The sequence below is a fragment of the Cupriavidus sp. 05N39 genome, assembly GCF_056397325.1.
The window spans coordinates 1-11,880 of the sequence record NZ_JBFTNE010000154.1 but is presented as its reverse complement, the minus strand read 5'-3'; the positions used below and the strand labels follow the sequence as shown (position 1 = coordinate 11,880).

General features: G+C 64.5%; 11 protein-coding genes and 1 pseudogene. 1 reads left to right on the top strand and 11 read right to left on the bottom strand.

Annotated features, from left to right (window positions below; all coding sequences use genetic code 11):
- Positions 1–20: 20 nt before the first annotated feature.
- From hfq to ndk, 10 genes are all read right to left on the bottom strand, one after another.
- On the bottom strand, positions 21–260 hold the full coding sequence (gene hfq, locus AC1DN0_RS38210; RefSeq protein ID WP_006157757.1) for an RNA chaperone Hfq: 240 nt from the start codon (positions 258–260) through the stop codon (positions 21–23).
- A 208-nt stretch (positions 261–468) separates the two neighbouring features.
- Positions 469–1,812, bottom strand: a complete 1,344-nt coding sequence (gene der, locus AC1DN0_RS38205) for a ribosome biogenesis GTPase Der (protein ID WP_477146482.1) — start codon at positions 1,810–1,812, stop codon at positions 469–471.
- Between the two features lie 225 nt (positions 1,813–2,037).
- On the bottom strand, positions 2,038–3,225 hold the full coding sequence (gene bamB, locus AC1DN0_RS38200; RefSeq protein WP_441632048.1) for an outer membrane protein assembly factor BamB: 1,188 nt from the start codon (positions 3,223–3,225) through the stop codon (positions 2,038–2,040).
- Between the two features lie 95 nt (positions 3,226–3,320).
- Positions 3,321–3,953, bottom strand: a complete 633-nt coding sequence (locus AC1DN0_RS38195) for a YfgM family protein (RefSeq protein WP_441632046.1) — start codon at positions 3,951–3,953, stop codon at positions 3,321–3,323.
- Positions 3,954–4,028: 75 nt separating this feature from the next.
- Positions 4,029–5,402, bottom strand: a complete 1,374-nt coding sequence (gene hisS / locus AC1DN0_RS38190) for a histidine--tRNA ligase (protein WP_441632044.1) — start codon at positions 5,400–5,402, stop codon at positions 4,029–4,031.
- A 39-nt stretch (positions 5,403–5,441) separates the two neighbouring features.
- Positions 5,442–6,734, bottom strand: coding sequence for a flavodoxin-dependent (E)-4-hydroxy-3-methylbut-2-enyl-diphosphate synthase (gene ispG, locus AC1DN0_RS38185; protein WP_441632042.1), 1,293 nt, complete (start codon positions 6,732–6,734; stop codon positions 5,442–5,444).
- Between the two features lie 51 nt (positions 6,735–6,785).
- Positions 6,786–7,802, bottom strand: coding sequence for a RodZ domain-containing protein (locus tag AC1DN0_RS38180; RefSeq protein ID WP_477146481.1), 1,017 nt, complete (start codon positions 7,800–7,802; stop codon positions 6,786–6,788).
- The gene (pilW, locus tag AC1DN0_RS38175; RefSeq protein WP_477146480.1) at positions 7,795–8,574 is read right to left on the bottom strand and encodes a type IV pilus biogenesis/stability protein PilW; all 780 of its coding nucleotides are present in this window, start codon (positions 8,572–8,574) and stop codon (positions 7,795–7,797) included. Before pilW ends, AC1DN0_RS38180 begins: the two co-directional genes overlap by 8 nt.
- Complete coding sequence (gene rlmN, locus AC1DN0_RS38170) at positions 8,571–9,719, bottom strand: dual-specificity RNA methyltransferase RlmN (RefSeq protein WP_276290033.1); 1,149 nt, start codon at positions 9,717–9,719, stop codon at positions 8,571–8,573. The genes pilW and rlmN overlap by 4 nt, the downstream gene beginning before the upstream one ends.
- Positions 9,720–9,772: 53 nt before the next feature.
- Positions 9,773–10,198 carry a nucleoside-diphosphate kinase gene (gene ndk, locus AC1DN0_RS38165; RefSeq protein WP_441632036.1) on the bottom strand — a complete coding sequence of 142 codons (426 nt, stop codon included), beginning with the start codon at positions 10,196–10,198 and terminating at the stop codon, positions 9,773–9,775.
- 336 nt (positions 10,199–10,534) lie between these two features.
- Between ndk and AC1DN0_RS38160 the strand changes: the two genes are divergently transcribed.
- A complete protein-coding gene (locus tag AC1DN0_RS38160; RefSeq protein ID WP_477146479.1) occupies positions 10,535–11,236 on the top strand; it encodes a Bax inhibitor-1/YccA family protein in 702 nt (233 codons plus the stop codon).
- 101 nt (positions 11,237–11,337) lie between these two features.
- Here the strand turns inward: AC1DN0_RS38160 and AC1DN0_RS38155 are convergent.
- Positions 11,338–11,853 (bottom strand): annotated as a pseudogene (locus tag AC1DN0_RS38155) (class I SAM-dependent RNA methyltransferase family protein); the annotation flags it as partial.
- Positions 11,854–11,880: the final 27 nt, after the last annotated feature.

Here is an 11,880-nt window from a genome sequence, read left to right as displayed (position 1 = left end):
GCGGAACACTCCGCGAAAGATCAACCTTCAGCCGTTTCGTCCACGCGGAAATTCACTGCGCGGGCCGGTACGACGGTGGAAATCGCATGCTTGTAGACCATCTGCGTCACGGTGTTGCGCAACAGGACGACGTACTGGTCGAACGACTCGATATTGCCTTGCAGCTTGATGCCATTGACGAGGTAGATTGAAACCGGTACGTGCTCTTTGCGCAGCGCGTTCAGGAACGGGTCTTGTAGCAATTGCCCTTTGTTGCTCATGGCACACTCCAAATTTATAGATTTAGTGATAGATGATGGGGACGATGATCCCCGATTCAAGTCAAACGGCGCAAAACCGCGCCAAAAAAAGATCAAAACGGTACCAAGCTAGCATCGTCTCGCAGGGAACCCCCTGCTACCGTGAATTTAGCCTCAGTTCCAAACGAACGCAAACGAAAGTTGGCCGCCTGGGCTCCCGCTGTCCGACTCAATCCTTCGAGTCCGCATATGGGTTTTTGTTCGTACGAAATTCGATGCGAAGCGGCGTGCCCTTCAGTTTGAAAGCCGAGCGGAATCGGTTTTCCAGATAACGCCGATAGGTGTCCGCAATGCCGGAAAGCGAATTGCCGTGCACGATGATGATGGGCGGGTTGGAGCCGCCCTGGTGCGCGTAGCGCAGCTTGGGCCGGGTTGCACCGACGCGCCGCGGCTGCTGGAATTCGACCGCTTCCTGCAGGATCCGCGTGAGCTGCGGCGTGGGCAGCTTGACCATCGCCGCCGCATACGCGTCGTCCACCGAGCGCAGCAGCGCGCTGATGCCGGTGCGCTCCTTCGCCGACACAAAGTGGAAATTGGCGAAATCGAGGAACTGTAGCTTGCGCTCCAGATCGTGCTTGATGCGGTCGCGGGAGTGCCCGTCGAGGCCGTCCCACTTATTGACACCGACCACCAGCGCACGGCCGGATTCCACGATGAAGCCAGCGATATGGRCGTCCTGCTCCGACACATCCTGCTGCGCGTCGAGCAACAGCACCACCACGTTCGCATCGGCGATCGACTGCAGCGTCTTGACCACCGAGAACTTCTCGATCGCCTCGAACACCTTGCCGCGCTTGCGCAGGCCGGCGGTATCGATCAGCGTGTAGGGCTTGCCGCCACGCTCGAACTCCACGTAAATGGCGTCCCGCGTGGTGCCAGGCATGTCGAACGCGATCACGCGCTCTTCGCCGATCAGCGTATTGACCAGCGTGGACTTGCCCACGTTGGGGCGGCCCACAATGGCGATCTTCACGCCACGCTGGGCGCCGTCGTCTTCCTCGGCGAGTTCGGGCCGCTCCTTCACCGCCAGCTCGAGCGCCTCGTCGACGAGTTCGCGCACGCCGTCGCCGTGGGTCGACGAGATGGCATAGGGGTCTCCCATGCCCAGCTCGTAGAACTCGGACACCACGGTGGTGTACTTCATGCCTTCGGCCTTGTTCACGGCCAGCATGACGCGGCGCCCGGTCTTGCGCAGGTAATCGGCGATCACCCGGTCCTGGGGCGCCAGCCCGAGGCGGCCGTCGACAAGAAAGATCACCACATCGGCCTCGACCACAGCCTGGCGGGTCTGCTTGGCCATCTCGGCCACGATGCCGTCCTTGGCCACCGGCTCGAAGCCACCGGTGTCGATCGCGATGAACGGGCGTTCACCGATACGGCCTTCGCCATAGTGGCGGTCGCGCGTGAGCCCCGGCAAATCGGCGACAAGTGCGTCGCGCGAACGGGTCATGCGGTTGAATAGCGTCGACTTGCCCACATTGGGGCGGCCGACCAGAGCGATAACTGGTTTCATGCAATAAACGGAAATGGGGGCCGGCAGATGCCGCCCCCCAGGAACTCCGGAGTGATATGGGTCCGACGGCCGGGCGTCGCGCGCCTGGCCACTTTTCCTGTCGGGCGGCCGGGTTAGCTTTGCAACCCGACCTCGTTCACCTGCACGGCCAGGAGGGCCGTGCTACCGGATTGGCGCCGCCCATGCCGACAGGTGCATGGGCAGTCGCCATGAATATTGACCGCCTCAGTCCGGCACGAAGCCGTAGAGGTTGCCATCGCGCGTCTGCACCACCAGGGACGTGCCCGCCACAACCGGCGCAGCGGTAATCTCGCTGCCATCGGTCTTCAGGCGTGCCACGAACTGGCCGTCCTCACGCGAAATGAAGTGTACATAGCCCTCGTAATCGCCCGCCACCACCGAACGTCCCACCGCCAGCGGCGTGCCGAGGCGGCGGTAGAGCAGTTGATCGTTCTTCCAGCGTTCCGTGCCGTTCTGGCGGTCGAAGGCATGGACCACCGAGCGCTCGTCGCTGGCGTACAGCGAAGCGTCATCCTGCGCAGGGCCGGTCGGAGACGAGAAATCCTTGCCCCATTGCGGCTGGCCATTGGCCAGTTCCAGGCAGGCGATCCGTCCCTGGAACGTGGTGGCGCAAACCTGGCGGCCATTGACCATGGGCTGGCCCGTCACGTCGTTGAGCCGTTCGATCTCGGACACGCCCTTCGGATAGGAAACCGTGCTCTCCCAGCGCAGCACGCCGTTGCCGGGGGCCAGCACGCCCAGCTTGCCGCCGGGGAAGCCCATCACGATACCGTCGCCGGCAAACACCATGCCCATCGACGCGCGCAGGTTGAGCGCGGTCTGCGAGCGCTGGTAGATCCAGCGGCGTTCGCCAGTCTGCGCGTCCAGGCCCAGCACGCGGGTATCGGTCGTACGCACCACCACCAGGCCGTTGCCGACCAGCGGCGCGGAGAGGACCTCGCCATTGACCTGCTTCTTCCAGAGCTGCTTGCCACTTGCGTCGAAGGCGAACACCGCGCCCTTCTCGCCCGCCACCGCCGTGACGGAGCCGTCGCTACCCGGCCCGGAGGTCAGGTCGATGTCGGTCTTGGCCTCCCACAGGGTACGGCCAGTGATGCCGTCGAGCGCCACCACCTTGCCGCCGTTGGAGGACGCATAGACGGTACCGCCTGCGACGGCCGGCTGCAGCGTGTACGGGCCGCCCTTGCCGACGCTGGCTTTCCAGGCCTGGCGCACCGACAGCGTCTGGGTGATCGGCTTGAGTTCGACCGGCGTACGCTTGTCACTCTTGCTGAACAGCGAGCAGCCGCCAAGGCTGGCGACGCTGGCCGCACAAGCGGTGGCCACCACCAGGGCGCGGACGAACTTGCCGTGTTGCTGGTTCTGGGCCGTGCCGGAAAACAATGACTTCATGAGGTTCCGATCCTGAATTGGGTTGAAGCGCAAGGGTGCGGGCCTGCGCAAATGCGAGTGCCCGCGGGCCTGTCGGCTAGCCGGATCCACCGCCTTCAGGCGGCGCCCAGCGCGTCGAGCTTGAACTGGATGATCTGGCGCATGGCCGCATCGTTGGCGCTCAGCTTGTCGAGCGCCTTCTGATAGGCCGACCGTGCTTCCGAGCGCTTGTCCTGGGCTGCCAGCAGATCGCCGCGGCGGTCGGCATACAGCGCCACGAATGGTGCCGGCGGCTCGTTCTTCAGCAGCGCCAGGCCCTGGTCGTAAGCCTTCTCGTCGAGCAGCACGCCAGCCAGGCGCACGCGCGCGAGGTGAGCATATTCGCCTTCACCGTGGTCGATCGCCCACTGCAGCTGGGTCTTCGCGCCGGCCAGGTCGCCTGCATCGTACAGCACCTTGGCCGACACCAGCGCGGTCATGGGGCCATAGGCGGTCTTGCCGAATTTCTGCTCGAGGTCGCCGGCGGCGCGCTTGATCCGCTCGACGTCGCGGCTCTCGGCGGCCTTGACGACCTGCTCGTACAGCAGCGCGGCTTCGCCGGCCTGCTTGCGTTGCCAGTAGTTCCAGCCGCTCCAGGCAGCGAAGGCCAGCAAGCCGGCGATCAGGGCCCAGGTCACGGTATTGCCATACTGGCGCCACCAGGCCTTGAGGCTTTCAAGCTGTTCCTGTTCTTCTAGATCGTAAGCCATGTCGAGGGATCCACCCGCGTGTGTTTGTTATAAGGGACCGCGCCGCGCGGCCCCCGGTTCCGCTGCCTGGTTTTCTTATTCGCTGGCGCCGACCATCGCGTCGATGATGTGGGCAACCAGTTCTTCAGCCGGTACCGTCACCTGCGCGCCACCGCCTTCGGCCTGCGCGCCCTGCCGCAGATCCTTGACCTGGACCGTACCCGCCGCCACTTCGTCGTCGCCAATGATAACGGCATAGCCAGCGCCGTTACCGTCCGCGCGCTTCATCTGCGACTTGAAGCTGCCGCTCTTGCCGTCCGGCGTGGCATGCAGCAGCACGTCGAGCCCGGCATCGCGCAGCCGCTCGGCGACGATCATGGCCTGCAGGCCCGCCGCTTCGCCCTGGTGGACGAGGTACACATCGCACCCTTCCGCCTGCGGCGCGAGTTTCTCCTCGCGCAGCAGCTCGATGATGCGCTCGATGCCCATCGCCCAGCCGCAAGCGGGCGCCGGCTTGCCGCCCATCTGCGCGATCAGCGGATCGTAGCGGCCGCCGCCGGCAATGGTGCCCTGCGCGCCGAGCTTGTCTGTGATCCACTCGAACACCGTCAGGTTGTAGTAATCCAGCCCTCGCACCAGGCGCGGGTTGATCTTGAACGGGATGTTGTTGGCCTTGAGCAGGCGCTGCACGCCTTCAAAGTGGGCCAGCGACTCCTCGCCCAGGAAGTCGATCAGCTTGGGCGCGTTGCTTGCCATTTCCTGCAGCGCGGGATTCTTGGTATCCAGCACGCGCAACGGGTTGGTGTATAGGCGGCGCTTGCTGTCTTCGTCAAGAATGTCCTGGAAGCCTTCCAGGTACTTGATCAGTTCTTCGCGATGCGCGGCGCGCTCGTGCGCCTGGCCCAGCGAATTGAGCTCCAGCCGCACCCCGACCAGCCCGAGATCGTCCCACAGGCGCTGGCACATCATGATGATCTCGGCATCCACGTCGGGACCGGCGAAGCCGAGTGCCTCCGCACCAAGCTGATGGAACTGGCGATAGCGCCCGCGCTGGGGACGCTCGTGGCGGAACATCGGGCCGGTGTACCACAGGCGCTTGGGGCCGTCGTACAGCAGGTTGTGCTCGATGGTGGCACGCACCGCGGCCGCCGTGCCCTCGGGGCGCAGCGTCAGTTGCTCGCCGTTAAGCGCGTCGGTGAAGGAATACATTTCCTTCTCGACGATGTCCGTCACTTCGCCGATGCCGCGCACGAACAGTTGCGTGTGCTCGACGATGGGCGTGCGGATCTGCTGGTAGCCATAGGCGCGCAGCATGGCGCGCGCGGCGTTCTCGAAATGCTCCCACAGCGGCGCGTCCGCGGGCAGCATGTCGTTCATGCCCTTGACGCCCTGCAGTGCCTTGGGCAACTTGATCTTGCTGTCGGCCTTGGCGCCGTCGCTGGCGGCCGCCGGATTCACGGGTTGGTTCATCTTCTCTTGTATTTCCCTGCAGCGCCTGGCCTTGATGGCTCAGGCTGCCGCCTCATTGCCTGCGCGTCCGGCGTCCTTGCCGTAACGGGTCCGCACATAGTCATCGACGATCGCCTGGAATTCCTCGGCAATCCGATCGCCGCGCAGCGTCTTGACCTTGACGCCGTCGACGAACACCGGCGCCGCCGGCGATTCGCCCGAGCCCGGCAGCGAGATGCCGATATTGGCATGCTTGCTTTCGCCCGGCCCGTTCACGATRCAGCCCATCACGGCCACATCCATTTCTTCCACGCCTGGGTAGGCAGTCTTCCAGGTGGGCATCTGCTCGCGCAGGTAGCTCTGGATACTGGACGCCAGTTCCTGGAAGGTAGTGCTGGTGGTGCGGCCGCAGCCGGGGCAGGCAATCACCATCGGGGTGAAGTTGCGCAGTCCCATGGTCTGCAGGATCTCCTGCCCCACATAAACTTCCTTCTCGCGCGCGGCACCGGGTTCCGGGGTCAGCGAGATGCGGATGGTGTCGCCGATGCCTTCCTGCAACAGCACCGAGAGCGCGGCGGTGGAGGCCACGATGCCCTTGCTGCCCATGCCCGCCTCGGTCAGCCCTAGGTGCAAGGCGTAGTCGCACCGCTTGGTCAGCTCGCGGTAGACCGCGATCAGCTCCTGCACTTGCGAAACCTTGCACGACAGGATGATCTGATTGCCGGGCAGGCCGATTTCCTCGGCCTTCTTCGCCGACTCGATGGCGGAGGTGATCAACGCCTCGACCATCACGTTCTGGGCCGGCCACGGCTCGGCGCGCTGCGCGTTCTCGTCCATGACGCGCGCCAGCAGTGACTGGTCCAGACTGCCCCAGTTGACGCCGATGCGCACCGGCTTGTCATGCCGGCAGGCCATCTCGATCATCTGCGCGAATTGCGTGTCGCGCTTCGCGCCCTGCCCTACGTTGCCCGGGTTGATGCGGTACTTCGACAGCGCCTTGGCGCAGTCGGGGAAATCCTGCAGCAGCTTATGGCCGTTGTAGTGGAAGTCGCCCACCAGCGGCACATTCACGCCCATGCGGTCCAACTGCTCGCGCAGGGCCGGCACCGCCGCCGCGGCTTCCGGCGTATTGACCGTGATGCGCACGATCTCGGAACCGGCACGCGCCAGCTCCTTGACCTGGATCGCGGTGCCGATGGCGTCCACCGTGTCGGTATTCGTCATCGACTGCACGCGCACGGGCGCATCGCCACCGATGGTGACCACGTTGTCGCCCCACACCACGCGCGCCTGGCGCGTCTTGCGGCGGGGCAACGGGCCGGGCAGGACCGGCATACAAGCCTGTTGATTCATAGCATTACCACCTTGCAATGCGGAGATACGCATGGCTGGAGAAACGACGTTTCAGGGCAGCGTCAGGCGCGCCACGTTGTTGCGGTTCGCGGACTGCAGGTCGACCGGCGTGCCGTTGCGGGTCAGCGACTCGACGCCCTTGACATTGCCGATCACGATTTTATAAGGCGGCGTACCACCGCCACTCAGATCCTGGCCGGCACGCGCGGTGCCGCCGAGTACGACCTTGCCGCCGCGGTCGCGAATCTCATACCAGGTGTCGGAAGCAAAACGGATCCGCAACTCGCCGGTACCGGCCACCGCAGTTGATACCGCGGTTGCGGCGGGCGCCGCAGCCGCTGGTGCCGCTGACGCAGGCATCGCAGGCGCTGGTGCCGCTGCCGAAGCGGCAATCCCGGCGGAGGCCGGGGCCGCCGGCGCCACCACGGCGGGGCCACTGGCCGGCAGCGCCTCGGAAGGCGCGGGGGCGTCGGACGCAGCCATCACCGGTGGCAGCGCGGCCGTCACGGTACCTGGCTCGCCGCCTTGCACCGTCGCTTCCGCTGCCGGAGGCGCCGTGAGGTTTTCCTTTCGCGCTTCCATCCATTGCTTGAAATGGTCCAGGCCGAACAACACGCCGCCGCCAATCACGGCGACGRCCAGGGCCAGCCAGATCCAGCGGCCACCGGAGCCACCCGAGCCAAAGCGGTTGCGGTCGTCGAAGCTTTCGTTCAGGCCGCCTTCGCGGCGCATGCCGATTTCCACCACCGGCACGGCCTGCGCGTGAAAGCGCGCCAGCAGGGCATCGATGTCGACCTGGAGCATTCGCGCATAGGCACGCATCACGCCTTTGGCAAAGGTCACGTCGGGCAACGCCGCGACGTCGCCCTGCTCAATCGCCGCCAGCTTGTGCGCGGCGACTTTCAGCCTCGCACTGACATCTTCCAGCGAGAAACGCTGATCCTGGCGCGCTTGCGCCAGGCGATCACCGATCTCGCGCGCCACCGCCTCGCGCCCGGCGTCGGCGGCGGTGCCGCCCACGTGTCCCGTCGCTGCAGTCTGGCCCTCGGCGCGCTCGTGCTCACTCATCCCATGCTCCTTGTTCGTATGCGGTCAACTCACGCGAATCGGGGAAACGGCTGCGCAACTGTGCCACCAGGGCATTCTGCGCCGCGACGTCGCCCTGACGGCGGGCAATGCGCGCACCCAGCCAGAGGGATTGCGCGCTGACGAAATTGCTGCTGTTGACGCGCCCGACATACTGCTGGGCTCRCTGGTAGTCCCCGCGCTGGTAATACAGCAGCGCCAGGTTGCTGTTCGCCACCGGGTTGCCGCGATCGAATCGCAGCGCGCCAAACAGGCTCTTCTCGGCCGCCTCATCCTTGCCATTGCGCAACTGGCAGGTGCCGAGGCTGGTCAGGGCCTTGCCCGGCCCGCTCGCCGACGGAGCGGACACCGCGCGCTCCAGGTAGGGCACGCCCTCGGCATAGCGCCCGTTCATGCACAGGAACCAGCCATAGTTGTTCAGTACGTCGCCATCGTCGGCGCGCATCGACAGCGCGGTGCGAAAGCTCTCCTCGGCCAGCACGCGCTCGTTCATATTCATATAGACCAGCGCGCGGATATGGTACGCATCGACCAGGGTCGGATCGATCGCGATGGCCTGTTTCGCTTCGTCCAGTGCAACGCCGTACTGGCCGGCCTCCAGGTAGCTGGTTGCCAGCTGGAGGCGGATCGTGGCGCGGCGGCTAACATCGGTCTGGTCGGATGCCGTCTGCAGTTCCGGCTTGGCCGGCGGCGGCAGCTGGCAGGCAGACAGCAGCACCAGCCCCATCAGGACCGCGACTATCAGACGCGTCATGCAGGGCGCGCCTCTTGCGGCTGGCTGGGAGCAGCCACGATCGGCGTGATCTTGCCGAACTTGCCGCGCTGCGCCAGGCGGGTGCGGTCCTTGACCTCGCCAGCCAGCTGGCCGCAGGCGGCATCGATATCGTCGCCGCGCGTCTTGCGGATGGTGGTGACAATGCCGGCGTCCATCAAGACCTGGGCGAAGCGACGGATCTGCTCGTTGTTCGAGCGCTTGAGGCCCGACTCCGGGAAGGGGTTGAACGGGATCAGGTTGAATTTGCATGGCACGTCGGCCACCAGCTTCAACAGTTCCCGGGCATGCTCGACACCGTCGTTGACGCCATCCAGCATGCAATATTCGAAAGTGATGAAATCGCGCGGGGCGAATTCGAGATAGCGACGGCAAGCCGCCATCAATTCGGCCAGCGGATACTTCTTGTTGAGCGGCACCAGCATGTCGCGCAGCGGGTCGTTGGACGCGTGCAGCGAAACTGCCAGCGCCACGGGCAAATCCTTGGCCAGGCGGTCCATCATCGGCACCACGCCGGAAGTGGACAGCGTCACGCGCCGGCGCGACAGCCCATAGGCGTTGTCGTCCAGCATGAGGCGCATGGCCGGCACCACCTGATCGTAGTTGAGCAGCGGCTCGCCCATGCCCATCATCACCACATTGGAGATGACGCGGTCGTCCTTGGGGCCACGGCCCAGCTGGGCACGCATGGCGAACTCGGCCATCCATAGCTGGCCGATGATCTCGCCAGTGGACAGATTGCGCGAGAAGCCCTGCTTGCCGGTGGAACAAAAGCGGCAATTGACGGCGCACCCCGCCTGGGAAGACACGCACAGCGTGCCGCGCGTCTCCTCAGGGATGTACACCGTCTCCACCGCATCGCCAGCGCCAACGTCGAGCAGCCACTTGCGCGTGCCGTCGGCCGACAGGTTGTCGGTGATAACGGCGGGCGAGCGGATCTCGGCCCGCGTGGCGAGCTTTTCGCGCAGCGACTTGGCGAGATCCGACATGGCATCGAAACGGCTGGCGCCGAACTGGTGAATCCAGCGCTGCAACTGCCGCGCACGAAACGGCTTCTCGCCGAGCTCCCCGCAATAAGCGGTGAGCGCGTCCGCATCCAGATCGAGCAGGTTGACGAGAGTGTTCATGACGGCAGTATCGACTTCAATATCAGTCTAGTCTTGGGCAATATGCCAGACAATCAGCGGCTGTAAACGTTCATGCCGGGGAAGAAGAAAGCAATCTCGACGGCAGCGGTTTCCGCTGCGTCCGAGCCGTGCACGGCGTTGGCGTCGATGCTGTCGGCGAAATCGGCGCGGATGGTACCGGCTTCAGCCTTCTTCGGGTCGGTCGCGCCCATCAGGTCGCGGTTCTTCAGGATGGCGCTTTCGCCTTCCAGGGCCTGGATCATCACCGGGCCGGAAACCATGAAGTCCACCAGGTCCTTGAAGAACGGGCGGGCTGCGTGCACTGCGTAGAACTGCTCGGCTTCGCCGCGCGACAGGTGAACCATCTTGGCAGCCACGACCTTCAGGCCGGCGGCCTCGAAACGCGCGTAAATCTGGCCAATGACATTCTTTGCCACGGCATCCGGCTTGATAATCGACAGGGTGCGTTCGATCGCCATAAAAACTCCGAAAAATGAAGGGGTTACAACTGGAATAAACGTGCAATTCTAGCACGAGACAGTTATGGTTTCGAGAATGCCCATAGTCGCCCGTCACCGAATGCCGGGACTGATGGAGCTTGCGCCGCAAAGCAGTGCAAAGATCACATTAAATTGAGCGCATGTACAGGGAACGCACAAGGCGCATGGCGATCAAACGATCACTGGCAACGCGGATTCTGCATAAAAGTGGCGAATGGGTTCCCCGCCCCTTGCAATTCCCCCTCCGCGATGCCACATTTGCGTTGTGCCCGCTGGGTTACCCCGGCGCCTCACCGTTTTGAGACAGGAGTCACCATGGATAACAAGCTGAACACATACAGTTTCGGCAGCGGCACCGCAACGAGCGACGTTGCGGTGCGCAATCGGGTCATGCGCAACACTTACTGGTTGCTCGCCATTTCGATGATCCCCACCGTACTCGGTGCCTGGATCGGCGTCACAACCGGCTTCAGCCTGATGAAAGGCAGCCCCGGCCTGTCGCTGATCCTGTTCCTGGGTATCGCGTTCGGCTTCTTCTACGCCATCGAGAAGACCAAGAACAGCAGCATGGGCGTGGTCCTGCTGCTGGCCTTTACCTTCTTCATGGGCCTGATGCTGTCGCGCCTGATTGGGTCGGTGCTGCAGTTCTCGAACGGTCCGGCATTGATCATGTATGCCTTCGGTGGCACAGCGGCGGTATTCGGCGCCATGGCCACCATCGCCACCGTCAGCAAGCGCGATTTCTCCGGGCTGAGCAAATTCCTGTTCGTCGGGRTGATCCTGCTGATCCTGGCCAGCGTCGCCAATATCTGGCTGCAGTTGCCGTCCCTGATGATCACGGTTTCGGTGATCGCCATCGGCATCTTCTCGGCCTATATCCTCTTCGACGTGCAGCGCGTGCTGAACGGCGGCGAGACCAACTACATCACGGCAACGCTGGCAATTTATCTGGACGTGTACAACGTCTTCGCCAACTTGCTGGCACTCCTCGGCATTTTCGGCGGCAACCGCGACTGAGGCGGGCGGCCTCGCGCGCCGCCCTGCTCCGGAACAAGAAAGGCCAGCGCCTGGGCGCTGGCCTTTTTCTTTTTGCCTCGTCCGCCCGCCGGCGCCGGTCATCAGCCCCGATCGAACACCGCGATCGACTCGACGTGCGATGTGTGCGGGAACATATTGACCACCCCCGCGCCCGACAGGCGGTAGCCGGCCTCGTGCACCAGCAAGCCGGCGTCCCGCGCCAGCGTGGCCGGGTTGCAGGACACATAGACAATGCGCTTGGGCAGCACATCGCTGCCAGCCTGGGCCAGTTCGCCCAGCGCCCTGCTTACCGCCAGCGCGCCTTCGCGCGGCGGATCGATCAGCCAGCGGTCGAAGCGGCCGAGCGCGGCGATGTCCTCGGCGCCCACCTCGAACAGGTTGCGGCAGGCGAACTCGGTCTTGTGGTCCAGCCCGTTGACAGCCGCATTGGCAAGCGCCCGCCTGGTCAGGACCTCGCTGCCCTCGATGCCCATCACCGAACGGCCGCGCGTCGCCAGCGGCAGCGTGAAGTTACCGATGCCGCAGAACAGGTCGAGCAGCCGGTCATCCGGCTGGGCGTCCAGCAAGCGCAACGCCCGGCCGATCAGCGCGCGATCGCAACGCCCGGCCGATCAGCGCGCGAT